This is a genomic window from Mycobacterium sp. UM_11 (assembly GCF_001414075.1).
In the GTDB taxonomy this organism is placed as follows: domain Bacteria; phylum Actinomycetota; class Actinomycetes; order Mycobacteriales; family Mycobacteriaceae; genus Mycobacterium.
The window spans coordinates 1-25055 of record NZ_LATC01000076.1; the positions used below are offsets into that span (position 1 = coordinate 1).

Annotated in this window: 20 protein-coding genes, 1 pseudogene and 1 riboswitch; of the genes and pseudogenes, 9 read left to right on the forward strand and 12 right to left on the reverse strand. The window is 67.8% G+C overall.

The window, feature by feature from the left end:
* Positions 1-128: hypothetical protein (locus WU80_RS26655; protein WP_369808546.1), on the forward strand; the 128-nt coding region annotated here is incomplete at its 5' end.
* Here the strand turns inward: WU80_RS26655 and WU80_RS17920 are convergent.
* Genes WU80_RS17920 through WU80_RS17930 form a run of 3 tightly spaced genes read right to left on the reverse strand, consistent with a single transcriptional unit; the run spans position 129 to position 3356 of the window.
* Complete coding sequence (locus WU80_RS17920) at positions 129-863, reverse strand: class I SAM-dependent methyltransferase (RefSeq protein WP_055405025.1); 735 nt, start codon at positions 861-863, stop codon at positions 129-131.
* Entirely contained in the window at positions 860-1987 is a 1128-nt protein-coding gene (locus WU80_RS17925; RefSeq protein ID WP_055405015.1) for a homoserine O-acetyltransferase, read from the reverse strand. The genes WU80_RS17920 and WU80_RS17925 overlap by 4 nt, the downstream gene beginning before the upstream one ends.
* A 10-nt stretch (positions 1988-1997) precedes the next feature.
* A complete protein-coding gene (locus WU80_RS17930) occupies positions 1998-3356 on the reverse strand; it encodes a bifunctional o-acetylhomoserine/o-acetylserine sulfhydrylase (protein ID WP_055405016.1) in 1359 nt (452 codons plus the stop codon).
* A 38-nt stretch (positions 3357-3394) separates the two neighbouring features.
* Positions 3395-3515: riboswitch (SAM riboswitch) on the reverse strand.
* Positions 3516-3663: 148 nt separating this feature from the next.
* Here WU80_RS17930 and WU80_RS17935 point away from each other — a divergent pair.
* Positions 3664-5901 carry an NADP-dependent isocitrate dehydrogenase gene (locus WU80_RS17935; RefSeq protein ID WP_055405017.1) on the forward strand — a complete coding sequence of 746 codons (2238 nt, stop codon included), beginning with the start codon at positions 3664-3666 and terminating at the stop codon, positions 5899-5901.
* Between the two features lie 9 nt (positions 5902-5910).
* Positions 5911-7140: an NADP-dependent isocitrate dehydrogenase gene (locus WU80_RS17940; RefSeq protein WP_055405018.1), complete on the forward strand. Its 1230-nt coding sequence runs from the start codon at positions 5911-5913 to the stop codon at positions 7138-7140.
* On the opposite strand, the gene WU80_RS17945 is transcribed toward WU80_RS17940, so the two are convergent.
* Entirely contained in the window at positions 7133-7933 is an 801-nt protein-coding gene (locus WU80_RS17945) for an alpha/beta fold hydrolase (protein ID WP_055405026.1), read from the reverse strand. The two genes, WU80_RS17940 and WU80_RS17945, sit on opposite strands and share 8 nt — an antisense overlap.
* A 257-nt stretch (positions 7934-8190) precedes the next feature.
* Here WU80_RS17945 and trpS point away from each other — a divergent pair, with 257 nt between their 5' ends.
* Genes trpS through yhjD (WU80_RS17960) form a run of 3 tightly spaced genes read left to right on the forward strand, consistent with a single transcriptional unit; the run spans position 8191 to position 11142 of the window.
* Positions 8191-9204, forward strand: a complete 1014-nt coding sequence (trpS, locus tag WU80_RS17950) for a tryptophan--tRNA ligase (RefSeq protein ID WP_055405019.1) — start codon at positions 8191-8193, stop codon at positions 9202-9204.
* A gap of 7 nt (positions 9205-9211) precedes the next feature.
* Positions 9212-10117 carry an inner membrane protein YhjD gene (gene yhjD, locus WU80_RS17955; protein ID WP_055405020.1) on the forward strand — a complete coding sequence of 302 codons (906 nt, stop codon included), beginning with the start codon at positions 9212-9214 and terminating at the stop codon, positions 10115-10117.
* Positions 10114-11142, forward strand: a complete 1029-nt coding sequence (gene yhjD / locus WU80_RS17960) for an inner membrane protein YhjD (RefSeq protein WP_055405021.1) — start codon at positions 10114-10116, stop codon at positions 11140-11142. Before yhjD (WU80_RS17955) ends, yhjD (WU80_RS17960) begins: the two co-directional genes overlap by 4 nt.
* On the opposite strand, the gene nagA is transcribed toward yhjD (WU80_RS17960), so the two are convergent.
* Together nagA and WU80_RS17970 are read right to left on the reverse strand one after the other, a co-directional pair.
* Positions 11139-12257: an N-acetylglucosamine-6-phosphate deacetylase gene (gene nagA, locus WU80_RS17965; protein WP_055405022.1), complete on the reverse strand. Its 1119-nt coding sequence runs from the start codon at positions 12255-12257 to the stop codon at positions 11139-11141. The two genes, yhjD (WU80_RS17960) and nagA, sit on opposite strands and share 4 nt — an antisense overlap.
* On the reverse strand, positions 12248-13591 hold the full coding sequence (locus WU80_RS17970) for a sugar porter family MFS transporter (RefSeq protein WP_055405023.1): 1344 nt from the start codon (positions 13589-13591) through the stop codon (positions 12248-12250). The genes nagA and WU80_RS17970 overlap by 10 nt, the downstream gene beginning before the upstream one ends.
* A gap of 125 nt (positions 13592-13716) precedes the next feature.
* Here WU80_RS17970 and WU80_RS17975 point away from each other — a divergent pair, with 125 nt between their 5' ends.
* On the forward strand, positions 13717-15024 hold the full coding sequence (locus tag WU80_RS17975) for an MFS transporter (RefSeq protein ID WP_055405024.1): 1308 nt from the start codon (positions 13717-13719) through the stop codon (positions 15022-15024).
* Here WU80_RS17975 and WU80_RS17980 read toward each other — a convergent pair.
* The 4 genes from WU80_RS17980 to WU80_RS17995 form a co-directional block, all read right to left on the reverse strand.
* On the reverse strand, positions 15021-17921 hold the full coding sequence (locus tag WU80_RS17980; RefSeq protein ID WP_055405802.1) for an RND family transporter: 2901 nt from the start codon (positions 17919-17921) through the stop codon (positions 15021-15023). The two genes, WU80_RS17975 and WU80_RS17980, sit on opposite strands and share 4 nt — an antisense overlap.
* Positions 17918-18355 (reverse strand): MmpS family transport accessory protein, encoded by a 438-nt coding sequence (locus WU80_RS17985; RefSeq protein ID WP_055405506.1) that lies wholly within the window; start codon positions 18353-18355, stop codon positions 17918-17920. The genes WU80_RS17980 and WU80_RS17985 overlap by 4 nt, the downstream gene beginning before the upstream one ends.
* Positions 18356-18467: 112 nt before the next feature.
* Positions 18468-18806, reverse strand: a complete 339-nt coding sequence (locus WU80_RS17990) for a hypothetical protein (protein WP_055405505.1) — start codon at positions 18804-18806, stop codon at positions 18468-18470.
* Positions 18807-18838: 32 nt separating this feature from the next.
* Positions 18839-20068, reverse strand: a complete 1230-nt coding sequence (locus tag WU80_RS17995) for a D-alanyl-D-alanine carboxypeptidase family protein (protein ID WP_055405504.1) — start codon at positions 20066-20068, stop codon at positions 18839-18841.
* Between the two features lie 192 nt (positions 20069-20260).
* Between WU80_RS17995 and WU80_RS18000 the strand changes: the two genes are divergently transcribed.
* On the forward strand, positions 20261-20497 hold the full coding sequence (locus tag WU80_RS18000; RefSeq protein ID WP_197281341.1) for a hypothetical protein: 237 nt from the start codon (positions 20261-20263) through the stop codon (positions 20495-20497).
* Between the two features lie 98 nt (positions 20498-20595).
* Positions 20596-21837: an MFS transporter gene (locus WU80_RS18005; RefSeq protein ID WP_156349734.1), complete on the forward strand. Its 1242-nt coding sequence runs from the start codon at positions 20596-20598 to the stop codon at positions 21835-21837.
* Here the strand turns inward: WU80_RS18005 and WU80_RS18010 are convergent.
* Both WU80_RS18010 and WU80_RS18015 read right to left on the reverse strand, forming a co-directional pair.
* A complete protein-coding gene (locus WU80_RS18010) occupies positions 21834-24740 on the reverse strand; it encodes an RND family transporter (protein ID WP_055405803.1) in 2907 nt (968 codons plus the stop codon). The two genes, WU80_RS18005 and WU80_RS18010, sit on opposite strands and share 4 nt — an antisense overlap.
* Positions 24741-24865: 125 nt before the next feature.
* A pseudogene (locus WU80_RS18015) lies at positions 24866-25055 on the reverse strand (aspartate aminotransferase family protein); the annotation flags it as partial.

The following is a 25055-nucleotide window of genomic DNA, read 5'->3' on the forward strand; positions in this document are numbered from 1 at the left end:
AAGGTGACACCGTCTGGATCCCCCCACCCCACCACGACCGCGGCCGCCCCCGCACCAACACCTTCCACCACCCCGAAAAACTCCTCCGCGACGGCGACGGCGCCGACGATGATGACGACGCGCCGTGATTACCCGGCCAGCGTCGCCCGGATGCACACGGTGACGTAGGGCAGCGCCAGCCCGGTCGAATTCGCCAGCGCCGGATGGGTGGCGAGCAACTCGCGCACCTGGTCCAGGGTCCTGGTGCGGACCTCGGTCGGCGAGGTGATGCAGTAGCTGCGCGATGCGACCAGGTCGATCAAGGCTTGGGGCGTAAGGTAATTCGTCCACTCGACCTGGTGGCGCTCCGGCTCCGTGAACGATTCGGACAGCGTGACGTCGAAGCGGCCGCGGTCACCGTCGGAGCCGATGATCTCGCCCAGCTCCCGCACCCAGCCCAGCCGCTCGTCGCGCGTGTTCCACACCAGACCCAGCCGGCCGCCCGGCCGCAACACGCGGGCCACCTCGGGAATGGCGCGTTCGGGATCCACCCAATGCCACGCCTGCGCGACCAGCACGACGTCGACGCTGTTGTCCGGCAACGGAATTCCCTCGGCGGTGCCCAGCAGCGCCCGGGTCTCCGGCAGCGAGCTGCGCAACACCTCCAGCATGTCGGGGATCGGGTCGACGGCCACCACGTCCAGCCCGCGTTCCACCAGCCGGGTGGTCAGCTTTCCGGTGCCGGCACCCAGGTCCAGCACTTGGTGCGCGCCGCGCGGCAGCAGCCAGTCGATCGCCTCCGGGGGATAAGAGGGGCGTCCCCGCTCATAGGCAGCGGCCGCCGAGCCGAACGACAAAGAGCGGTCCTGCCCGGAGCGCGTCACCGCCGGCACGCGCCTTCACTCTCAGCTAGGTCGAGCGTCTCGCGAATCAGCTCGCCGACCGCCTCGGACTCCACCAGGAAGCCGTCGTGCCCGCAGATGGACTCGACGACCTGCAGTCCGCTACAGCCCGGCAGCAGCTCGGCGAGCTCCTCCTGCAACCGCAGCGGATAAAGCCGGTCGGACGTGATGCCGCCGACCACCGCCGGCACCGGGCAACCGCGGAGCGCCTTGCGCACCCCGCCGCGGCCGCGGCCCACGTCATGGCTGTTCAGCGACTCGGTCAGGGCCACGTAGCTGCCTGCGTCGAAGCGGGCCAACAGCTTGTCGCCCTGATGCTCGAGGTAGCTCTGCACCGCGTAGCGGCTGTCCCCGCCGCCCTGCTTGTCGTTGCCGAAGCGGGTGTCGAGCTCCGCTTCGCCGCGATAGGTCAGGTGGGCGAAGCGGCGGGCGATGGCCAGGCCGGTGTCCGGTGTGCGGCCGGTGTCGTGGTAGTCGCCGCCCTGCCAGTCCGGGTCGGCCTTGATGGCCGCGATCTGCGTGGTCTGCGTGCCGATTTGGTCCGCGGTCGCGCGCGCGCCGACCGCCAGCAGCAGCCCCGCCCGCACCCGACTGGGGTGCCCGACCATCCATTCCAAAGCCCGTGCGCCGCCCATGGAACCACCAACAACCGCGGCGACCTCATTGATTCCCAGCGCGGCCAGCGCGGCGATGTCGGCCTCCACCTGGTCGCGCACGGTGATCATGGGAAACCTTGAGCCCCAGGGCTTTCCATCGCGGGCCAGCGAGCTGGGGCCGGTGGAGCCGCGGCAACCGCCCAGCACGTTGGTGGCGACGGCGCACCAGCGGTCGGTATCGATGGGCGCGCCCGGGCCGGCGACCCCGTCCCACCAGCCACCGGTGGGATGCCCCGGCCCGGCGGGACCGGTGATGTGCGAGTCACCCGTGAGCGCGTGCAGCACCACCACCACGTTGTCGCGGGTCGGCGACAGCTCGCCCCAGCGCTGCACGGCGATGCACACATCGTCGATCACCGCGCCGCCCTCGGTCCTCAGCGAGCCGATGTGGACCAGGCCGATCTCGCCTTCGGCCGGCAGCGTCTGGGTTCCGACGTCGGAGATCGTCATGGCCGGCCCCTCAGAACGCCGCCACGGCTTGCGGGTCGGCCGCCTCGGCGCCGAACTTGCGCGCCGCGGCGAAGCCCAGCTCCAGGTCGGCCAGGATGTCGTCGATGCCCTCGATGCCGACGGCCAGCCGCACCAGGCCGGGCGTCACGCCGGTCGCCAGCTGCTCGGCGGCGCTCAGCTGGGCGTGCGTGGTCGACGCGGGGTGGATCACCAGCGATCGCACGTCGCCGATGTTGGCGACGTGGCTGTGCAGCTTGAGCGCGTTCACGAACGCCTTGCCGGCCTCGACGCCGCCGGCCAGCTCGAAGGCCAGCACCGCGCCGGTTCCCTTGGGCGCCAGCTTCTTCCCGCGCTCGTGCCACGGCGAACTGGGCAGCCCGGCGTAGTTCACCGACACAACGCCGTCGTGGCCCTCGAGGAATTCGGCGACCCGCTGCGCGTTGGCGACGTGGCGTTCCATCCGCAGGCTCAGCGTTTCGATGCCCTGGGCGACCAGGAAAGCGTTGAACGGGGAGGCGGCCGAACCCAGGTCGCGCAACAGCTGCACGCGCGCCTTGAGCGCGTAGGCCGGCGGCCCGAGCTCGGCGAACACCACGCCGTGGTAGCTCGGGTCGGGTGTGGTGAATCCCGGGAAACGCCCCTGCGTCCAGTCGAAGGTGCCGCCGTCGACGATGACGCCGGCGATCGCCGAGCCGTGCCCGCCCAGGTACTTGGTGGCCGAGTGCACCACGACGTCGGCGCCGTGCTCGAACGGCCGGATCAGGTAGGGCGTGGCGATGGTGTTGTCGACGATCAGCGGTATCCCGTTGGCGTGGGCGACGCCGGCGACCCCGGGGATGTCCAGCAGGTCGATCTGCGGGTTGGAGATGGTCTCGCCGAAGAACGCCTTGGTGTTCGGGCGCACCGCGGCCTGCCAGGAATCCAGGTCGTCGGGGTCGTCGACGAAGCTGACCTCGATGCCGAGCTTGGCCAGCGAGTAGTGGAACAGGTTGTAGGTGCCGCCGTAGAGCCGCGGGCTGGACACGATGTGATCCCCGGCACACGCGAGGTTGAATATGGCGAAGGTCTCAGCGGCCTGCCCGGAGCTGAGGAACAGCGCTGCCACGCCGCCCTCGAGCGCGGCGATCCGCTGCTCGACGACGTCGGTGGTGGGGTTGCCGATCCGGGTGTAGATGTTGCCCGGCACCTCCAGCCCGAACAGGGCGGCGGCGTGCGAGGTGTCGTCGAACGTGTACGACGTGGTCTGGTAGATCGGCAGGGCGCGGGCGTTGGTGGCCGGGTCCGGCCGCTGGCCCGCGTGCACCTGCTTGGTATCGAACGACCAGTGGGCGCTCGGATCGGTGTCGTCGCTGTTGGTGGCATCGCTCATGGAAGCTTCCCTGTCTGGCTCAGGGGCCCGTCATGGCGGACCCGCGCTTGCCGGATAGCCGGTGCTTGGCTACTCAACCTGGTCATCACCCGGGGCACCCCACCGCGGTTGGAGGGTTGCCGGCCAGCAAGCCGGGGCTTGATGCTGGCGCTCATGACCAATACGGAGACTATCTTACTGTGCCGACTGTGTGCCAATGGCAGGTCGACACCTGCCCAAACGCCCTTGATAACGTGGCAGGAAGAACGCTGAGCCCCCCAGAGATCTGACCGAATATTCGAAGATTTTCCACGCCGGGAGAGGGACCGTGAGCGCCGAACAGCCGACCGTCATCTACACACTGACCGACGAGGCGCCGTTGCTGGCGACCTACGGGTTCCTGCCGATCGTGCGCGCGTTCGCCGAGCCGGCGGGCATCGAGATCAAGACGAGCGACATCTCCGTGGCCGCGCGCATCCTGGCCGAATTCCCCGACGACCTGACCGAGGAGCAGCGTGTCGGCGACAACCTGGGCGAGTTGGGCAAGCTGACGCAGCTGCCCGACACGAACATCATCAAGCTGCCGAACATCAGCGCCTCGGTGCCCCAGCTGGTCGCCGCCGTCAAGGAGCTGCAGGGCAAGGGCTTCAAGATTCCGGACTTTCCGCAGAGCCCGAAGACCGACGAGGACAGGGAAATCCGCGCCCGCTACGGCAAATGCCTGGGCAGCGCGGTCAACCCGGTACTGCGACAAGGCAACTCGGACCGGCGCGCGCCCAAGGCCGTCAAGGAGTACGCGCGCAGGCACCCGCACAGCATGGGGGAGTGGTCGCCGGCGTCGCGCACCCACGTCGCGACCATGCGCAAGGGCGACTTCTACCACGGCGAGAAGTCGATGACGCTGGACCGCGCGCGCAACGTGAAGATGGTGCTGGAAACCAAGAGTGGCAAGACCCTCGAGCTCAAGGACAAGGTCGAGCTGCGCGAGGGCGACGTCATCGACAGCATGTTCATGAGCAAGAAGGCGCTGGTCGAGTTCTACGAAGAGCAGATGCAGGACGCCTACGAGACCGGCGTGATGTTCTCACTGCACGTCAAGGCGACCATGATGAAGGTCTCGCATCCCATCGTCTTCGGCCACGCCGTGAAGGTCTATTACAAGGACGCCTTCGCCAAGCACCAGGAGCTGTTCGACGAGCTCGGCGTCGACGTCAACAACGGACTGGTCGACCTCTACAACAAGATCGAGTCGCTGCCCGCCTCGCTGCACGAGGAGATCATCCGCGACCTGCACGCCTGCCACGAACACCGCCCCGAGCTGGCCATGGTCGATTCGGCCAAGGGCATCACCAACTTTCACTCGCCCAGCGACGTGATCGTGGACGCGTCGATGCCGGCGATGATTCGGGCGGGCGGCAAGATGTGGGGCGCCGACGGGCGGCAGAAGGACACCAAGGCCGTCAACCCCGAGTCGACCTTTTCGCGGATCTACCAGGAGATCATCAACTTCTGCAAGACCCACGGGCAGTTCGACCCGACGACCATGGGCACCGTGCCCAACGTCGGCCTGATGGCGCAGCAGGCCGAGGAGTACGGCTCGCACGACAAGACGTTCGAAATCCCCGAGGACGGGGTCGCCAACATCGTCGACATTGACAGCGGCGAGGTGCTGCTGACCCAGAACGTCGAGGAGGGCGACATCTGGCGGATGCCGATCGTCACCGACGAGGCGATCCGCGACTGGGTCAAGCTGGCCGTCACGCGGGCGCGCAACTCGGGCATGACGGTGGTGTTCTGGCTGGACACCGAGCGGCCGCACGAGGTCGAGCTGCGCAAGAAGGTCAAGGCGTATCTGAAGGAGCACGACACCGAGGGCCTGGACATCAACATCATGCCGCAGGTGTGGGCCATGCGGTACACGATCGAGCGCGCGATCCGCGGCCAGGACACCATCGCCGCGACCGGAAACATCCTGCGCGACTACCTCACCGACCTGTTCCCGATTCTCGAGCTGGGCACCAGCGCCAAGATGCTGTCCATCGTGCCGCTGATGTCCGGCGGCGGCATGTACGAAACCGGGGCGGGCGGTTCGGCGCCCAAGCACGTGCACCAGCTCCTCGAGGAGAACCACCTGCGCTGGGATTCCCTCGGCGAATTCCTCGCTCTCGGAGCGTGTTTCGAGGACATCGGCATCAAGACGGACAACGAGCGCGCCAAGATCCTGGGCAAGACGCTGGACGCCGCGATCGGCAAGCTGCTGGAGAACAACAAGAGCCCGTCGCGCAAGGCCGGCGAACTCGACAACCGCGGCAGCCAGTTCTACCTGGCGCTGTACTGGGCGCAGGAACTCGCGCAATCCGACGACGAGGAGCTTTCCAAGCACTTCGCCGCGCTGGCCGAGTCGCTGGGCGAGAACGAGGACACCATCGTCGGCGAGCTGGCCGAGGCGCAGGGCGAGACGGTGGACATCGGTGGCTACTACTACCCGGACAGCGAGAAGACGACCGCCGTGATGCGGCCGAGCAAGACGTTCAACGAAGCGCTGACAGCCTCGCAAGGTTCGTAAGGTCCGAAGATGTCAGGCGACCGCAAGATCAAAGTCCGGGGGCCGGTCGTCGAGCTCGACGGTGACGAGATGACCCGCGTCATCTGGAAACTGATCAAGGAGATGCTGATCCTGCCGCATCTCGACGTCAACCTCGAGTACTACGACCTCGGCATCGAAAACCGCGACCGCACCAACGACCAGGTGACCATCGACGCCGCGTACGCCATCAAGAGACACGGGGTAGGCGTCAAGTGCGCCACCATCACCCCCGACGAGGCCCGCGTCCAAGAATTCAACCTGAAGAAGATGTGGCTCTCGCCCAACGGCACCATCCGAAACATTCTGGGCGGCACGATCTTCCGCGAGCCGATCGTCATCTCGAACGTCCCCCGGCTGGTTCCCGGCTGGACCAAGCCGATCGTCATCGGGCGCCACGCGTTCGGTGACCAGTATCGGTCGACCAACTTCAAGATCGACAAGCCGGGCACCGTGGCGATCACGTTCACCCCGTCCGACGGCAGCGAGCCGATCGTGCACGAGATGGTGGACATCCCCGACGACGGCGGCGTCGTGATGGGGATGTACAACTTCAAGGACTCCATCGGGGATTTCGCGCGCGCGTCGTTCAAGTACGGCCTCAACGCCAAATGGCCGGTGTACCTGTCCACCAAGAACACGATCCTCAAGGCCTACGACGGCATGTTCAAGGACGAGTTCCAGCGCATCTACGACGAGGAATTCAAGGACAAGTTCGAGGCCGAGGGGCTCACCTACGAGCACCGGCTTATCGACGACATGGTCGCCGCGTGCCTGAAGTGGGAGGGCGGCTACGTGTGGGCGTGCAAGAACTACGACGGCGACGTCCAGTCCGACCTCGTCGCCCAGGGCTACGGCTCGCTGGGGCTGATGACGTCGGTGCTGATGACCGCCGACGGCAAGACCGTGGAGGCCGAGGCCGCGCACGGCACCGTCACCCGGCACTTCCGGCAGTACCGGGCCGGCAAGCCGACCTCGACCAATCCGATCGCCTCGATCTTCGCCTGGACGCGCGGGCTGGCCCACCGCGGCAAGCTCGACGGCACCCCGGGGGTGATCGAGTTCGCGCAGAGGCTGGAGGACGTGGTCGTCGGGACGGTCGAGAGCGGGAAGATGACCAAGGACCTGGCCATGCTCGTCGGCCCCGACCAGGAATGGCAGCAGAGCGAGGAGTTCCTCAACTCGATCGCCGAAAACCTGGAAAAGGAACTGGCTAACTAGCCGAGGGGTTCGCGCGGCGCCGCGCCGGGTCGACGCATTCGTCGAGGAAGCCGATGATCACGTCGGTGACGCGCTCGGGCGCCTCGAACATCGGGATGTGGCCCACGCCGTCGAGCTCGGTGACCTGGTGGTCGTCGGGCAAATGAGTGGTGAAATGCCGGCTGAACCTGGGGGCGGGCACGATCCGGTCCTTCTCGCAGATCACCAGGTGCGCCGGGACGGCGTTCTCGGCCAGCTCCCGCAGTCCGTGCAGCAGCAGCGACTTGACCAGCAGCTGGAAGTAGGCCGGGCAGTGCGCGACGTCGTCGATGCAGCCCAGCAGTTGCTCGTGGCTGACCCCGTCGGGCGTCGCGCTGATCGCGTAGGTGGCCAGGTGGCGGCTGAACGGCAGCCCCATCACCCGCGGGCCGAACAGCGCGGCCAATATCAGCAGCGGAATGCCCAGGATGAACTTGGCGATCACCTCGAACTTGGCCGGGCTCCATCGGGTCCATCCGCCGGCCGGGGCGATGCCCATCACGCTGCGCGCGCGCCCGCGCCGCTCCAGCTCGAACGCGACCCAACCGCCCAGCGAGTTGCCCACGATGTGCGCGGTCTTCCAGCCCAGCTCGTCCATCTGGCGCTCCACGTGGTCGGCGAGCACCGCCGAGGACAAGAACCAGGTCCCCGCGGGCGGGCCGCCGTTGTGGCCGGCCATCGTCGGGGCGAACACCTCGTAGCGCCCGGTGTCGGCCAGCCGCTGGGCGACGTCCTGCCAAACCGCCTGGGACAGCAGGAACGGGTGCAGCAACAGGACCGGCTCTCCAGAACCCAGGTGAATCGGTGGCCGCATCCCCGCGCTGCTGTTCGTGCTGCTCCCCATAGCCCCGACACTAAAGGCGGTACCGCCGGTACCGCAAGCGAGTGTGACCCGCGGCGCGATCGCTTGGGGGCCCGCCGCTCGCTCGCGGGTGTGCGGCTGGCCGCGCACTCGGCGGCGAGGATGAAGCTAGCCGCGCACTCGGCGGTGGCGCATGCCCGGCACGGCCCGCGTGAAAAGATCGGTGCATCATGAGCACCCGATCCGGCCGGATCTTCTCCGGCGTGCAGCCCACCTCCGATTCGCTCCACCTGGGGAACGCGTTGGGTGCCATCACCCAATGGGTCGGGCTGCAGGACGATCACGACTGCTTCTTCTGCGTGGTCGACCTGCACGCCATCACCATCCCGCAGGATCCCGAGGCGCTGCGCCGCCGCACCCTGGTCACGGCCGCCCAGTACCTGGCGTTGGGCATCGACCCGGCCCGCAGCACGGTCTTCGTGCAGAGCCACGTGCCCGCCCACTCCCAGCTGGCCTGGGTGCTGGGCTGCTTCACCGGCTTCGGGCAGGCCTCGCGGATGACGCAGTTCAAGGACAAGTCGGCCCGCCAGGGCGGCGACTCCACCACCGTCGGCCTGTTCACCTATCCGGTGTTGCAGGCCGCCGACGTGCTGGCCTACGACACCGAGCTGGTGCCGGTGGGCGAGGACCAGCGCCAGCACCTCGAACTGGCGCGCGACGTGGCGCAGCGGTTCAACAGCCGGTTCCCCGACACGTTCGTGGTCCCCGACGTGATGATCCCCAAGGTGACCGCGAAGATCTACGACCTGCAAGACCCCACGTCGAAGATGAGCAAATCCGCGGCCACCGACGCGGGCCTGATCAACCTGCTCGACGATCCCGCCGCGTCGGCGAAGAAGATCCGCTCGGCGGTGACCGACAGCGAGCGCGAGATCCGCTTCGACACCGACGCCAAGCCGGGGGTGTCCAACCTGCTGACCATCCAGTCGGCGGTCACCGGCGCCGCGATCGACACGCTCGTGGAGGGTTATGCCGGACGGGGTTACGGGGATCTGAAGAAGGACACCGCCGAGGCGGTCGTCGAGTTCGTCAGCCCCATCAAGGCCCGCGTCGACGAATTGCTGGCCGATTCAGCCGAATTGGAGTCGGTGCTCACGGCGGGCGCGGAGCGCGCCGAGGACGTCGCCGGGAAAACCGTTCGGCGGGTCTACGATCGGTTAGGTTTCCTTCCGCAACGGGGATGAGTCGCACATGGGCGAGCCGGCCAAGCCAGGTGTCCTCGATCGGCTGCGGGCCCGGCACGGCTGGCTCGACCACGTCCTGCGCGCCTTTTTTCACTTCCGGAACTGCAACGGCAATCTGCTCGCGGCCGGCCTCACCTACTACACGCTGATCGCGCTAATTCCCTTGCTGATGGTCGGTTTCGCGCTGGGTAGCTTCGGATTGTCGCATCATCCCGAGCGATTGGACACAATCGACAACCACGTCCGGTCCTGGGTGTCCCCCGAGTTGGGGCAGCATCTGGTCAACTTGATCCATTCGGCGGTCGCGGCCCGCACGTCCGTCGGTGTGATCGGGTTGGTCGTCGCGGCCTGGCTGGGCCAGACGTGGATGTATCGCCTCCGGGAGGCGCTGGGCCGAATCTGGGATCACCCAATGGACTCCGTGGGTTTCGTGCGGACGATACTGTCCGATCTGGCCGCCGTGGTGGGCACGTTCGCGGTGATCGTGGTCAGCATGGGGCTGTCCGCACTGGGTCACCAGAAACCGTTGCGAGCGGCGTTGAAACTGCTTGGGCTGCCGGAACTCTCGGTGTTCCATTGGGTCTTTCGGGTCGTTTCGGTGTTGACGGCGTTCGTGGTGTCGTGGGTGGTGTTCAGCTGGGTGATCGTGCGATTGCCGCGCGAGTCGGTTGGCGTCGTCACGTCGATGGAGGCCGGCTTGATCGCGGCCGCCGGTTTCGAGTTGTTCAAGCTGTTGGGATCGCTCTACCTGAAATTCGTGCTGCGCAGCGCCGCCGGCGCCACCTTCGGCCCGGTGCTGGGTCTGTTGGCGTTCGCGTACGTCACCTGGCTCTTGGTGCTGTACAGCACCGCCTGGGCCGCGACGGCGCGGGACGGCCCACGGGCCCGGCAGGCAGGTGAAGTCCCCTCATGACCGAAGCTGCCAAGCCCGGAATTCTCGATCGGCTGCGGGCCCGGCACGGCTGGCTCGACCACGTCCTGCGCGCCTACCGGCGCTTCGACGACCGCAGCGGCGGATTCTTCGCCGCCGGCCTCACCTACTACACGATCTTCGCGTTATTTCCCTTGCTGATGGTCGGTTTCGCGGCCTTCGGGTTCGTGCTGGCGCGCCGGCCCGAGCTGCTGAAAACGATCGACGACCACATCCGGTCGCAGGTGACCGGTGCGCTGGGGGATCAGCTGCTGGACCTGATGAACTCGGCGATCGCCGCGCGGACGTCGGTGGGTGTCATCGGCCTGGCCACCGCGGTGTGGGCGGGGCTGGGCTGGATATCGCATCTGCGCCAGGCGTTGACGGAGATGTGGTGGGACGAGCGGATCGAGTCGCCGGGTTTCGTGCACAACAAGCTCTCCGACCTGTTGGCGATGCTGGGCACGTTCGCGGTGATCATGGCCACCGTCGGTCTGACCACGCTCGGTCATGACGCGCCGCTTGCCGCGCTGCTGAGATGGCTTGGCGTGCCGCAGCTTTCGGTATTCGACTGGCTCTTCTGGCTGTTGTCGATCGTGATCTCGACGGCCGTGTCCTGGCTGCTGTTCACCTGGATGATCGCGCGCCTGCCCCGCGAGAAGGTCAGCCTGAGCGCTTCGATGCGGGCCGCGCTGATGGCGGCGGTCGGGTTCGAGGTGTTCAAACAGGTGGGGTCGGTCTATCTGCGGGTGGTGCTGCGCAGCCCGGCGGGCGCCACCTTCGGCCCGGTGCTGGGTCTGATGGTGTTCGCCTACATCACCGCCTATCTCGTGCTCTTCTGCACGGCGTGGGCCGCGACGGCGTCCGATCACCCGCGCGCGCGTCACGTCCCCCCGCCGCCGCCGGCGATCATCGCGCCGCGCGTGCAGCCCGACGAGGGGATCGGCACGCGGCAGACGCTGACCGCGATGGCGATGGGAGCCCTTGGGGCGCTGACCCTTTCCCGTATCATCCGGCGGCTGCGCTAGCCGCCCACCCGCCATCGCCCGGCCACCATGACCGCGGCCACCCGCAGATCGCGGTCCAGCACAACGAGATTGGCGGCGTAGCCGGCGCGCAGGCTGCCCACCCCTCGCAGGCCGAGGGCGCGCGCGGGCGTCGCCGAGGTCGTCTGCGCGGCGGCGGCCAGTCCCGCTCCGGCGTGCACGTTGCGGAAGAGCTGGTCCATGGTGGCGGTGCTGCCCGCGATCGTCGGCGTGCCGCGCACCCGCGCCACTCCGGACGCGACGTCGACGTCCACCGCGCCGAGGCGAAACGCCCCGTCGCCGCGGCCGGCGGCGGAGATGGCGTCGGTGACGGCGGCGACCCGGTCCGGCCCGGCGTCCTCGACCACCGCCCGCACGACGGCCGGGTGCACGTGCACGCCATCGGCGATCAGCTCCACGGTGACCGCGGGATGGCGGAGCAGGGCGAGCGCCGGGCCGGGCTCGCGATGGTGCAGCGGCGGCATCGCGTTGAACAGGTGGGTGCCGACCGTGGCGCCCAGGCCGATGGCGCGTTCGGCCTGCTCGTAGGTGCAGTTCGTGTGCCCCAGTGCCACAACGACTCCGGCATCGAGGAAGCGCCGGATCGCGTCGTCGGCCCCGGGCAGCTCGGGGGCCAGGGTGACCATCCGGATCGCGCCGCCGCCGGCGCCCAGCAGGGCGTCGATCTCGGCCGGGTCCGGGTCGCGCATCCGGGCCGGGTCGTGCGCCCCGCACCGGGCCCGGCTCAGCCACGGCCCCTCCAGGTGGATGCCCGCGACGACGCCGTCGCGGGTGGCTTCGGCGAGCGCGCGCACCCCGGTCAGCAATTCCTCGGGCGAGGCGGTCACCAGGCTGGCGAGCGTCGTCGTGGTGCCGTGCCGCGCGTGAAAGTCCGCGGCCGCGCGGGCGCCGCCGTCGGTGTAGGACGACCCGCCGCCGCCGTGCACGTGCATGTCGACAAAACCGGGCACCACGATGCCGTCGGGAAAGTCGGCGTCGGGCGGGCGGGGCGGGGCGCCCGCGGCGCAGGCCCGGATCCGTCCGCCGTCCGTCTCGAGCCAGCCCGGCCCGCTGACAGTCCCGTCGAGCACCGCGGTGCCCGCGGCGATCACGACCATCGGCCGCCGTTCTCCCAGAAGTGCCGGATCTCCTCGAGCTGGCGCCCCTTGGTCTCCGGCGCGTACCGGTACACGACGACGAACGCGACCACCGCCAGCGCCGCGAACGCCGCGAAAGTCCCCGCGCCGCCGAGGGAATGCAGCAGGGTGAGGAACACGGCGGCGATGATCGCATTGGCCACCAGGTTGGAGGTGAGCATCGTGCTCGACCCGATGGACCGCAGCCGCGACGGGAAGCTCTCGCTGGCGTACACCCAGCCCAGCGAGCCGAACCCCATGGTGTAGCCGAAGATGAACAACACGATGCCGGCGAATCCGAGCACCGCGCCGCCGATGCCCCGTCCGAACACACCCATCAACACGACGTCGGCGGCGATCATCATGGCGATGCCGGACAGCAGCACCGGGCGCCGGCCGACCCGGTCGACGAGCAGCAGCGCGGCGCCCACGGCCGCCAGCCCGGCGACCTGGACCACGGCCGGCAGCGCCAGCAGCGCGAAGTTGCCGGTGAAGCCCATCGCCTCGAATATCCTTGGGCTGTAATAGATGATCGCGTTGATGCCGGTGATCTGGATCAAGAAGCCGAGCGTGACGACGAAGGCGGTGGCGCGCGCGTACGGCGGTCGCAGCATTTCCGACCAGCCGCCGCCCCCTTCGCTCAGGGCGTCACCGATCTCGGCGAGCTCCTCCTCGACCCGGGCTGTGGGCTCCACGCGCAGCAGCGCCCGCCGCGCCTCGTCGGGCCGGCCCTTGAGCACGTACCATCGCGCCGTGTCCGGCGCTCGAATCAGCAACGGCAGCAACAGCATTGCCGGCACCGTGGCCAGCCCCAGCATCCAGCGCCAGCTGTGGGTGCCGGCCAGCAGATAACCGGAGAGGTAGCCGACGATGAGCCCGCTGACGATGGCCAGCTGATAGGCCGTCAGCAGCGAGCCGCGCACCGCCGTCGGAGCCGATTCCGCGATGTAGACGGGCACGACCACCACCGCCACGCCCAGGGTCAACCCGAGCAGGAGCCGCGCCGTCAGCAGCATCGGGAATGACACCGACAGGGCGCCCAGCAACGCGAACCCCGCGTAGGCGGCCAGGAGCAGCACCACCGACTTCTGCCGCCCGATCGCGTTGGCGAGCTTGCCCGCGCCGAGCGCCCCGACGATCTGGCCGATGACCACCATCGTCGTCAGCAGTTCCTGCTGGCGGGTGGACAGCCCGAAGTCCTCGGTGACGTACAGCTGCGCCCCGGCGATGATGGACAGGTCGTAGCCGTAGATGACGCCGATGCTGGCGGCGGTCAGGCCAATGCGTGCACCGCTCAGCCGACCGGCTTCAGTCATCTGGGTGAGTGTAGTGACGCCCCGCGGCGAGGGCGTTGTCCCCCGATCGGGGGACACACAATTCCACCCCTGGTGTCCGATCGGCGGATGTATCCCACTCTTCACCGGACCTACATTCATTTGTTATGTCCGTCACGTTGTTGCCCACCGCCCCGGCGCAGAAAAGCCCGTTCGGCCGGCTGCTGTCCCAGGGCACGCTGTACACCGCCGGGATGCAACTGAGCAATTGCGCCGTCGTGCTGCCCGTGATCTGCGCGCACCAGGGCCTCAGCTGGGCGGCCGGGCTGATCTTTCCGGCGTACGGAATGGGCGCGCTGACGGGCAATTCGATCTCGCCGGCGGTCCTGGCACGGTCCGGGCGGGCGCGCCACCTGCTGCTGGCGGCGGTCGGGGCGACGGCGGCCTCGATGCTTCTGCTTGACGCCTTGATTCCCTGGACGGGCATGTTGACCGCCGCGGTGTTTCTGCTGACGTGCGTGGTCAGCGGGGTGGTCGTCGGGATCGGCACCGTCGGGTACCCTGACATGGTGTCCAACAAGCTGGCGGCGGCGCGGCGCGGCGAGCTGCTGCTGATCCAGGGGGCCATCGGTTCGGTGCTGGCCACCGGCGTCACGCTGTTGGTCGTGCCGATGCTGGCCCACGGCAACCAGATGGCGTATCGCCGCGACCTGCTGTGGCTGGGCGCCATCGGCCTGGCCGCGTCGGCCGTCGCGGCGCTTTTCGTCGGCCCGATGCGGTCCGCCTCGATCACCACCCGGATGTCCGTGCGGGACACCTACCGGCAGGGCTTCGCGGTGGCCCGGTCCCAGCCGTGGTTCCGCCGCTACGTGCTGACCTACCTGCTGTTCGCCCCCGTCAACCTGGGCACCTTCTTCTACACCCTGCGCGCCGCCCACCACCATGGCAGCCTGCAGGTGCTGATCGTCCTGTCCAGCATCAGCCTCGTTATCGGCTCGACGCTGTGGCGCAAGCTGTACCGCGTGTTCGGCGTGCGGGGCATGCTGCTGGGCAGCGCCCTGCTGAGCGTCGCCGCCGTCGTGCTGTGCATCGGGGCCGAGTCCAGCGGCCAGTGGACCCACGCGTGGGCGTACGGCACGGCGTTCTTCATGGCGACCGTGGCCGCCCAGGCCATCTTCCCCTCGGGCGTCTCGTGGATCAGCGTCCTCGCCGCCGAAGAGCACCGCGGGACGCTGATCGGCTTCGCCTCGACGGTGTTCAACATCGCGACCGCGGTGCTGGGGGCCGCGCTCGGCGCGATCGCCCAGATGCGCGGCACGGTGTGGCCGGACGTCTTCCTGCTGATACTGACCATCGCGGCCGCCATCGCGGCGCTGGGTGCGCCCGCGCCGGAGAAGCGGCGGGCGGTCGAGCTTCGGGTCGCCGGCCCGGACCGCTCGGCGGTGGCGCCGGCGCCCTGCCTGCAGGCGGCCTAGGGCCGCATCGGCTCCGGCGCTTTCTCGGGCGGCGGCGGCAGCAGCAGCGCGCGCACCAGCCGGCGGGGCCCGGAGGACCGCAGCATCCGGCTGGCCGGTCGGGGGCGCACGCGTTGCGGCCACCAGAACCACCGCCCGAGCAACGCGGCGATGGACGGCGTCATGAACGCGCGGACGATCAGCGTGTCGAACAGCAGGCCCAGGCCGATGGTGGTGCCGATCTGGCCGATGATCCGCAGATCGCTGAACAGGAACAGCGACATCGTGACCGCGAACACCAGCCCGGCGGCGGTCACCACCCCGCCGGTGCCGGCCATCGCGCGGATGATGCCGGTGTTCAGGCCGGCGCCGATCTCCTCTTTCAGCCGCGAAATCAGCAGCAGGTTGTAGTCCGATCCCACCGCCAGCAGCAGGATCAGCGACATCGCCAACACCAGCCAATACAGGTCGATGCCGAGAAGGTCCTGCCAGACAAGGACGGACAGGCCGAACGAGGAGCCCAGCGACAGCAGCACGGTCCCCACGATCACGGCGGCGGCGATCAGGCTCCGGGTGACGATCATCATGATGATCAAGATCAGGCTGATCGCCGCCACCCCGGCAATCAGCAGATCGTAGAAGGCGCCCTCCTGGATGTCCCGGTAGGTCGACGCCGTGCCGCCCATCGAGATCGCGGCGCCCTGCAGCGGTGTTCCCTTGATGGCCTCCTTGGCCGCCTGCTGAATCGGCTCAACGCGGGAAATCCCCTCGGGGGTCGACGGGTCGCCATCCAGGCCGATGATGAAGCGGGCCGCCTTGCCGTCCGGCGACACGAACATCTTCAGGCCCCGCTTGAAATCCGGGTTGTCGAACGCGGATTGGGGCAGATAGAACGAATCGTCGACGTTGGCGGCGTCGAAGACCCGGCCCATCGCGCCGGGGTCCTTGCTGTTCATCTCCTGCTCTTTGTAGAGCGAGACGAGTGTGCCGTGCCAGACCACCAGCATGTCCCGCATGATCGTCATCGTCGAAATCATCGGCAGCATCTGCGCGCGCATTTCGGGCAGCAGCTTGGTGAGCACATCCAGATCCTTGGCGAGGAATTGCAGCTTCTGGCTCAGCTGGTCGACGTTGTCGAACGTGTCGAATACCGACCTGATCGCCCAGCACACCGGGATGTCGAAACAGTGCCTCTCCCAATAGAAATAGCTGCCGATCGGTCGAAGGAAATCCGAGAGGTCCGCGAGGTGATCCCTGATCGTGTCGGTGGTGGCCGACATGTCATGGGTGAGGTGATCCATGTCGACGGTGTTGTCGACGATCTGGCCCATCAGTTCGTACATGTGCTTCATCGTTGCGATCGACACGTCCATGGCCTGCTGCTGCACCACCATGTCGTCCAATCGGTCCTTCATGAATCCCATGTTTTCGGCGTTCCCGACGCTCTGCATGCTGATGATGAATGGAATCGAGGTGTGCTTGAGCGACGTTCCCAGGGGCCGGGTAATCGATTTCACCTGCGCGATGCCGGGGCTGTGAAAAATGGTCTTCGCGATCTTGTCCAACACCAGCATGTCAACCGGCGTGCGCATGTCGTGATCGGTCTCGACCAACAGCACGTCCGGGTTCAGCAGGGCCTGCGAGAAGTGCCGGCCCGCGGCCCTGTCGCCGACCAGGGACGGCATGCTGGCCGGCATGAACCCGCGCAGATCGTAGGTGGTCCGGTAGCTCGGCAACGCCAGCAGGCCGATGAACGCCACCGCGCAGGTCGCCGCGAGAACGGGGCCGGGCCAACGAACGATGGCCGTGCCCACCCGGCGCCACCGCCGAGTGGCCATCCGCCGCTTGGGGTCGAAGAACGCGAAGAAGCTGGCGACGGTCAACACCGCCGGCCCGAGCGTCAGCGCGGCGAGGACCGCGACCAGCATGCCCACCGCGCACGGCGGGCCGAGCGACTTGAAGTACGGCAGCCGGGCGAAGCTGAGACAAGCCATGGCGCCGGCGATCGTCAGGCCGGAGCCCAGGATCACGTGGGCGGTCCCGTGAAACATGGCGAAGAAGGCGGATTCTCGATCCCTGCCCTCGTAGCGCGCCTCGTGGTAGCGGCCGAGCATGAAGATCGCGTAGTCGGTGCAGGCCGCGATGGCCAGCAGGGTGAGCAGGTTGGTGGCGAAGGTCGAAAGGCCGAAGACGTTGTGGGCAACCAGAAAACTGACCACTCCGCGAATGGCCCCCAGCTCGATCCCGACCATGAGCAGGACGAGGATCATGGTGACCACGGACCGGTAGATGAAGAGCAGCATGGCCGCGATCACCACCCCGGTGATCAGGGTGACCCTCATGATGCTTTTGTCGCCGGCCTCCGATTCGTCGGCGATCATCGCCGTCGCTCCGGTCACGTAGGCCTTGAGGCCGGGCGGCCGGGGCGTGGTGTCCACGATATGGCGCACGGCGTAAACCGAGTTGTACGCGGCGGTTTCGCTCTTGCCGGCGAGATACACCACGACGTAAGCGGCCTTGTCGTCGGGGCTTTGGGATCCCCCCGCGGTCAGCGGATCGCTCCAGAAGTCCTGGATGTGCGCCACGTGTTTGGTGTCGGCCGAAAGGCGTTGCAGCAGAGCGTTATAGAACCGGTGGGCGTCGTCGCCCAGGGGTTTGCTGTCTTCCAGCACGATGGTGGCCACGTTGTCGGATCCGGTTTCCCCGAACACCCGGCCGACGCGCTTGAGCGCCTGAATCGACGCGCCGCCCGCGGGGCTCATCGAAACCGAATGCGCTTTGCCGACCGCTTCCAGTTGGGGGATGGCGAGGTTGAGAATTGCGGTGAGCGCCAGCCATAACAGGACGATGGGCACCGCGAACCGGCGGATCAATTGTGGCATTAAAGGCGGACGGGAAGCGGGGGCCGTTTCGCTCATCCGGCGTTCACCTGGCAGAAGGTCAGGGCTTTCGGGCCCGTCTCGGATCTTTCGTCCTCGGTCTTTCCGTTCACCTTGATTCGGCACCCGATCTCGCTGCCGCTGCTTTGAGCCAATAGGTTGACCGTGACGGAAGTCAGCGTCGTCGTCAGCGTTTCCGACCAAGGCAGCGGAATGTTTTCCAGCCGTTGCACGCGCGCGTCGGGATCCAAATAGGCGATTCTCGCGGTGGGGGCGGGACCGAAGACTTCGTACGTCACGTGTTTCGGGTCGAACAACGGATCTTCGAGGTCGGCCTTGACCCTCACGGTCGGGTGTCCGTGGACGCCGAACATGCTGTGCAGGCGGTAAATACCGAACGCCGCGACACAAACGATGGTGATGACGGCCAGCAACAACCACATTCGCTTGACGACTCGGGTAACCGAAATCATTTTTACCCCCGTGCTTGGTCACCGGGTCGCAATAACAATTCGATGTTTTGTTGCGTTAGCGAGTTAGAGGCTACCGGCGACGCGCTAAATCATCGGGGCTTTCGGCTAATCGTTATGTGGCGCCGCCGGTCCGCAGCCGATCGCGCAGCAGCTCGATAACGCGCTCGGGGTCGTCGGGGCTGATGCACGGCCGCACCTGGCGCCCGAGCTCGAGCACCAGGAGCGTTTGCTTGCGGCCCCGCCGGACGTCCAGCGGGAACCAGTAGCGCGGGTCGCCCGCTCCCCAGATCCGGCCCTTGCCGCTGTTCCAGGTCATCTGCTCGGTCTTGACGCCCTGGATCTTGCTGTAGGGGATCCGCTTCGGGGTGGCCAATGGGAAGTAGTAGCGGCGGATAGTGATTCCGTCCTCGTCGAGCCGGAGGCCGGAGTCCTCATACAAGGCTTCGCTCATCCGCAAGACGGTGCCACAGCAAACTTCCGCGGTCAACGATGCTGATGTTGCGGCCGGCGGTTCATCGACCGCGCGACCATGATCAACGCGAACACGATGATGGCGCCGATGATCGCGACGCCGACCCGCACCGGCAACGCGTCGGCCGAGGGCAGCAGGTCGGCGGCCTGGGCGCCGTTGGCCTGCCGGTCGGCGGCGGTGTCGCGCTTGGCGGGCGCCAGCGAGGGGTCGGGCTCGATCAGGTTGCCGACCTGCGTGCCCCGCGGCGTGCCGAACCCGTAGTCCAGCAAGTGCGCCGCCTGCTCCCACGGGGCGATCGGCTGCCGCGTCCCGTGCAGCAGCACCGCCATCAGGCGGCGCCCATCGTGGTTGGCCGCGCCCACGAACGTCTGGCCGGCGTCGTCGGTGTAACCGGTCTTGCCGCCCAGTGCGCCCGGGTACTTGTAGAGCAGCTGGTTGTCGTTCTCGAGTTCGTAACCGGGGTGGTCGCCGTGGCCGGGGAAGTCGAACGTGCGCGTCGCGACGATGTCGGCGAAAGTCGGGTTCTGCCAGGCGTATCGGTAGAACAGGCCGATGTCGTAGGCCGAGGTGCTCATGCCGGGGCCGTCCAGCCCGGACGGCGTCGCCACCCGGGTGTCCTTGCCGCCGAGCTTGGCGGCCAGCACGTTGATCTTCTCCACCGCTTGCTGCATGCCGCCGAGTTGCATGGCCAGCGCGTGCGCGGCGTCGTTGCCCGAGTGCATCAGCAGGCCGTGCAGCAGCTGGTTGACCGTGAACACCCCGCCCTCTTCCACGCCCACCTTGGTGCCCTCGGCGGCCGCGTCGTCGGCGGTGCCGGGGACCGCCTTGTTCAGGTTGAGCGCGTTGATGGACGCCATGGCGACCAGCACCTTGATGATGCTGGCGGGGCGGTGCCGGCCGTGCGGGTCCTTGGCCGCGATCACCGCGCCGCTGTCCAGGTCCGCCACCAGCCACGCGTCGGCGGAGACGTCGGTGGGCAGCGGCGGCGTGTCCGGGGCGGTGACGATCCCGCAGCTGGCCAGCGCCTCGCCGCCGACCGGCTTGGGCGGCACCGCCAGCGGGATCGGCGGGTCGCCGGCTTGGGGAACCTCCGACGAATCGACCGCCGGTGGGGTGTTCACCTTGAAGGGGCAGCTCGGCGGCGCGGCGTTGGGCTCGGCGCTCGCCGTGGGCAGCGCGACCGGCGCGGCCGTCAGGAAAACCGCCGCTGCCAGGCACGATACGGAACGTAAGAGGCTCATTATCTGTGCAGACTAGGCGATCGCGGCCCCGATTCCGGTGAGCCGCGCTGTGACTGGTGGGGCACAAGTTGCGAGTGGCCCGCCGCGCGACGGCCGCGTCCACCCCCTACACTGGCGGCTATTCCAAACGGTGGGTTGTGGTCTCGGCTGCGGGGTTCCGGCGATGGCGCCGGCGCACCCGGCCCCCGGCCGCTGAAAAACCTGATCAAGCAGGTCGAGAAGGCGACGCAGGTGCGCCGCTCCGGGCTCGACCAGGTGCTGACCGAGTTGAAGGCGCATCGTGACACCACCTCGGATGCCGACCTGCGTTCCGCGCTCGCCTGGCTGTGCAACGCGGTCGCGCGATTCCAGAACGAGCCGACCACCCCCCGGTCCCGGGAGCTGGCGCTGGCCGCCTACGAGGTGAATCGGATCCTCGCGGCCGGCTGACCCGCCGCCCGTTCCCCCGATCGGGGGACGCGCAATTCGTCCGGTCCCGTCCGATCGGAGGATAGTTCTGCCTGCTCAGCGCGCATAACGTCCTCGTCATGGCCGTAGTACCGGACGGGGTCGCAGCCCAGACGAACCCGTTCCCGCGCATGCCCTCCCAGGGCGCGTTCTACACCGCCGGAATGCAGTTCAGCAACGGCGCGGTGGTGCTGCCGTTCATCTGCGCGCATCTGGGCCTGACCTGGCTGGCCGCGCTGCTGTTTCCGGCGTACGGCCTCGGATCCATCGTGGGCAATTCGGTGTCGCCCGCGGTCCTGCGGCGAGTGGGCCAGATGCGGCACCTGATGCTGGCGGCGATGGCGGCCGGCGCGGCCGCGCTCATCTTGTGCGACTCGGTGATCGCCTGGAACGGCGTGCTCGCAGCGGCGATATTCCTGCTGACGAGCGCCGGCGGGGGCGTCCTGGTCGCGGTCTCCAACGTCGCCTACCCGGACATGGCCTCCGGCAAGCTGTCCGCGCTGAAGCTGCTCACGGTCCAGGGGACCATCGCGTCGGTGGTGGCCACGGTCGCCGCGCTGCTGGTGGTGCCCGGGCTGGCCACCGGCGACAAGGCGACGCTGCACCGCGACCTGCTGTGCCTGGGCGCGTTCGGCCTGGCCGCCTCCGGCTTCGCCGCACTGTTCGTCGGCCCGGTACGGTCCGCCTCGACCGCCCCGAGGACGTCCGTGCGCGACACCTACCGGCAGGGCATCGAGGTCGCCCGCACCCAGCCGTGGTTTCGCCGGTACGTGGTCACCTTCCTGCTGTTCGCTCCGGTGACGCTGGGCACCACCTTCTATGCGCTGCGCACCGCGCAACAGAGCGGCAATCTGCGGGTGCTGGTGTTCCTGTCCACCACCGGCATGGTCATCGGTTCCGCGCTGTGGCACAAGGTTCACCAGCTGTTCGGGGTGCGCGGCATGATGCTGGGCAGCGCCCTGCTCAGCGCCACCGCAGGCGCGCTGTCCATCGCGGCCCAATCGTGCGGCCAGTGGACCCACATGTGGGCCTACGGCACGGCCTTCTTCTTGGCGACGGTCGCCGCCCTGGCCGTCTTCGCCGCGGCGATTTCGTGGATCAGCGTGGTGGCCGCCGAACCCCACCGCGGAACGCTCATCGCATTTTGCTCGACGCTGCTCGCCCTCGAAACCACGGCGTTGGGGGGCGCTTTCGGCGGCATCGCGCAGAACCGCTCCGCGATCTGGCCGCTGGCCGTCGTCGTGGTCCTGGCCGTCGCCGCCGCCGTTGCGGCGCTGGGCGCGCCCGCGTCGCAGCCACGGAGTGCGGCGGTGCCCGCCTAGCGCGGGTCCGCCCGCGGCGACCGCTCGACGGGCGTGAGCAGCAGGGCGCGCACCAACCGGCGGGCCGCGTACGGCCGCAGCATCTGACTGGCCGGGCGCGGGCGCACCGGTTGCGGCCACCAGAACCAGCGCCCGAGCACCGCGGCGATCGACGGCGTCATCAACGAGCGCACGATCAGCGTGTCGAACAGCAGGCCCAGGCCGATGGTGGTCCCGATCTGACCGATGATCCGCAGATCGCTGAACACGAAGAGGGACATCGTCACGGCGAACACCATGCCCGCGGCGGTGACCACCCCGCCGGTGCCGGCCATCGCGCGGATGATCCCGGTGTTCAGCCCGGCGTAGATCTCCTCCTTGAGCCGGGAGATCAGCAACAGGTTGTAGTCCGATCCGACCGCCAGCAGCAGCATCACCGACATCGCCAACACCAGCCAGTACAGGTCGATGCCGAGAATGTCCTGCCAGACGAGGACGGACAGGCCGAACGACGAGCCCAGGGACAGCAGCACCGTCCCGACGATGACGGCGGCGGCGACGATGCTTCGGGTGACGATCATCATGATGATCAAGATCAGGCTGATCGCGGCGACGACGGCGATCAGCAGGTCGTAGAGGGCGCCCTCTTGCAGGTCCTTAAACGTCGCCGCGACGCCGCCCATCGAGATCACGGCGCCCTGCAGCGGCGTGCCCTTGATGGCCTCCTTGGCCGCCTGCTGAATCGGCTCGACGCGGGAAATGCCCTCGGGCGTAGCGGGATCCCCGTCCAGCGAGATGATGAAGCGGGCCGCCTTGCCGTCCGGCGACACGAACAACTTCAGCACCCGCTTGAAACCCGGTGCGTCAAAGGCCGATTGGGGCAGATAGAACGACTCGTCGACGTTGGCGGCGTCGAAGACCCGGCCCATCGCGCCGGGGTCTTTGCTGTTCATCTCCTGTTCCTTGTTGAAGGACGCGAGGGTGCCGTGCCAAACCACCAACACGTCTCGCATGATGGTCATCGTCGACAGCATCGGCAGCATCTGCGCGCGCATCTGCGGCAACAGCCTGATCAGGACGTCCATGTCCTTGGCGAGGAATTGCAGCTTCTCGCTCAGCTGGTCCACGTTGTCGAACGTGTCGAATATCGCTCGCAACGCCCAGCAGACCGGGATGTCGAAACAGTGCCTCTCCCAATAGAAGTAGCTTCCGATCGGCCGAAGGAAATCGGAGAGGTCCGCGAAGTGATCCCTGATCGTGTCGGTGATGGCCGACATGTCGTGGGTGAGGTGATCCATATCCGTGGTGTCGTCGATCATCTCGCCCATGAGTTGATACATGCGCTGCATCGCCGCGATCGATGCGTCCATGGCCTGCTCCTGCACCACCATGTCCTCCAGCCGGCCGTTCATGAACTGCGTGTTCTCGTCGTTCACCACGTTCTGCATGCTGAGGATGTACGGGATCGAGGTGTGCTTGATGGGGGTCCCCAGCGGCCGGGTTATCGATTTCACTTGTGCGACACCGGGGCTGTGAAAGATGGCCTTTGCGACCTTGTCCAGCACCAGCATGTCGACCGGGTCGCGCATGTCGTGATCGGTCTCGATCAACAGCACCTCGGGATTCAGCCGGGCCTGCGAGAAGTGCCGGCCCGCGGCCCGGTCCCCGACCAGCGACGGCATGTCCGGCGACATGAATCCGCGCAGATCGTACGTCGTCTTGTAGTTCGGTAGGGCCAGCAGGCCGACGGACGCCACCGCGCACGTGGCGGCGAGCACCGGGCCGGGCCAGCGGACGATCGCGGTGCCCACCCGCCGCCACCACCGAGTGTTCGGCTGGCGCTTGGGATCCAGCAGCTTGAAGAAGCCGGCCACACTCAGCACCGCCGGGCCGAGCGTGAGCGCGGCCAGCACGGCCACCAACATGCCGACGGCACAAGGGGCCCCGAGCGTTTTGAAATACGGGAGTCGGGCCAGGCTCAGGCAGTACATGGCGCCGGCGATCGTCAGGCCCGAGCCCAGAATCACGTGGGCGGTGCCGTGAAACATGGTGTAGAAGGCCGTCTTTCGGTCTTCGCCGAGGTGACGCGCCTCGTGGTAGCGGCCGAGCATGAAGATCGCGTAGTCCGTGCTGGCGGCGATGGCCAGCAGGGTCAACAGGTTCGTCGCGAAGGTCGTCAGGCTGACGACGTTGTGGGAGGCCAGAAACGCGACGACCCCGCGGATCGCCCCCAGCTCGACGCCGACCATGGCCAGGACGAAAACCATGGTGACTACGGATCGGTAGATGAACAGCAACATCGCCGCGATCACCAGGGTGGTGATCAGGGTGACCTTGGCGACGCTCTTGTCGCCGGCCTCGGTCTGGTCGGCGATCAGCGCGTACGGGCCGGTGACGTACGCCCTGACCCCGCGGGGCGCCGGTGTGCCGTTCACGATGCGCCGGACCGCGTGGACCGAGTTGTACGCCTGGGTTTCGTTGTTGCCGACGAGGTACACGACGCTGTACGCGGCCTTGCCGTCCGCGCTTTGGGATCCCGCCGCGGTCAGCGGATCGCTCCAGAAATCCTGAATGTGCGCGACGTGCGAGGTGTCCGCCGACAGCTTGCGTATCAGCTCGCCGTAGAACCGGTGCGCGTCGCTACCGAGGGGCTTGTCGCCTTCCAGCACGATCGTCACCGCGGTGTTGGAGTCGAACTCGCCGAACACCTGGCCGATGTGCTTGATCGCCTGAACCGCGGCCGCGTCCTTCGGGCTCAGCGACACCGAGTGGGTTTTGCCGACCGCCTCCAACTGCGGGACGGCGATATTGAGGATCGCGGTGAGCCCCAGCCACAACAGCACGATCGGCACCGCGAGACGGGCGATCGTCCGCGGCAGCAACGGCGCTTTGCCAGCCGGTCTGGCCCCCGGTCCGTTCTTCACCCTGCCGCGGCTCCTTTAAGAGGTTCGGCCAAGAGCGCCCATCGCGGCGAACGTACACCTCCGGCGGCCGGCGGCGACTTGTATTTCCGCTAATCGTTATGTTTGCCCGCGCTCGGAAAAGGCGGCTACACCTTGCCGAGCACGTCGCGCAGGATCGATTCGATGGTGTCGAATTCGTCCTGACCGCTGATCAGTGGCGGCGCCACCTGCACGACCGGATCGCCGCGGTCGTCGGCGCGGCAGTACAGGCCCGCCTCGAAAAGCGCGGGGGACACGAAGCCGTGCAGCACCCGTTCGCATTCCGCGGCGCTGAAC

What these genes read in the sequence shown, in the direction of transcription:
- WU80_RS17990 (WP_055405505.1), bottom strand. Translation starts at nt 18,806, where the DNA reads ATGAGCGAAGCCTTGTATGAGGACTCCGGCCTCCGGCTCGACGAGGAC.
- yhjD (WP_055405021.1), top strand. Translation starts at nt 10,114, where the DNA reads ATGACCGAAGCTGCCAAGCCCGGAATTCTCGATCGGCTGCGGGCCCGG.
- WU80_RS17980 (WP_055405802.1), bottom strand. Translation starts at nt 17,921, where the DNA reads ATGAGCGAAACGGCCCCCGCTTCCCGTCCGCCTTTAATGCCACAATTG.
- WU80_RS17970 (WP_055405023.1), bottom strand. Translation starts at nt 13,591, where the DNA reads ATGACTGAAGCCGGTCGGCTGAGCGGTGCACGCATTGGCCTGACCGCC.
- WU80_RS17975 (WP_055405024.1), top strand. Translation starts at nt 13,717, where the DNA reads ATGTCCGTCACGTTGTTGCCCACCGCCCCGGCGCAGAAAAGCCCGTTC.
- WU80_RS17985 (WP_055405506.1), bottom strand. Translation starts at nt 18,355, where the DNA reads ATGATTTCGGTTACCCGAGTCGTCAAGCGAATGTGGTTGTTGCTGGCC.
- WU80_RS17995 (WP_055405504.1), bottom strand. Translation starts at nt 20,068, where the DNA reads ATGAGCCTCTTACGTTCCGTATCGTGCCTGGCAGCGGCGGTTTTCCTG.
- yhjD (WP_055405020.1), top strand. Translation starts at nt 9,212, where the DNA reads ATGGGCGAGCCGGCCAAGCCAGGTGTCCTCGATCGGCTGCGGGCCCGG.
- WU80_RS17940 (WP_055405018.1), top strand. Translation starts at nt 5,911, where the DNA reads ATGTCAGGCGACCGCAAGATCAAAGTCCGGGGGCCGGTCGTCGAGCTC.
- WU80_RS17930 (WP_055405016.1), bottom strand. Translation starts at nt 3,356, where the DNA reads ATGAGCGATGCCACCAACAGCGACGACACCGATCCGAGCGCCCACTGG.
- trpS (WP_055405019.1), top strand. Translation starts at nt 8,191, where the DNA reads ATGAGCACCCGATCCGGCCGGATCTTCTCCGGCGTGCAGCCCACCTCC.
- WU80_RS18005 (WP_156349734.1), top strand. Translation starts at nt 20,596, where the DNA reads ATGGCCGTAGTACCGGACGGGGTCGCAGCCCAGACGAACCCGTTCCCG.
- WU80_RS17925 (WP_055405015.1), bottom strand. Translation starts at nt 1,987, where the DNA reads ATGACGATCTCCGACGTCGGAACCCAGACGCTGCCGGCCGAAGGCGAG.
- nagA (WP_055405022.1), bottom strand. Translation starts at nt 12,257, where the DNA reads ATGGTCGTGATCGCCGCGGGCACCGCGGTGCTCGACGGGACTGTCAGC.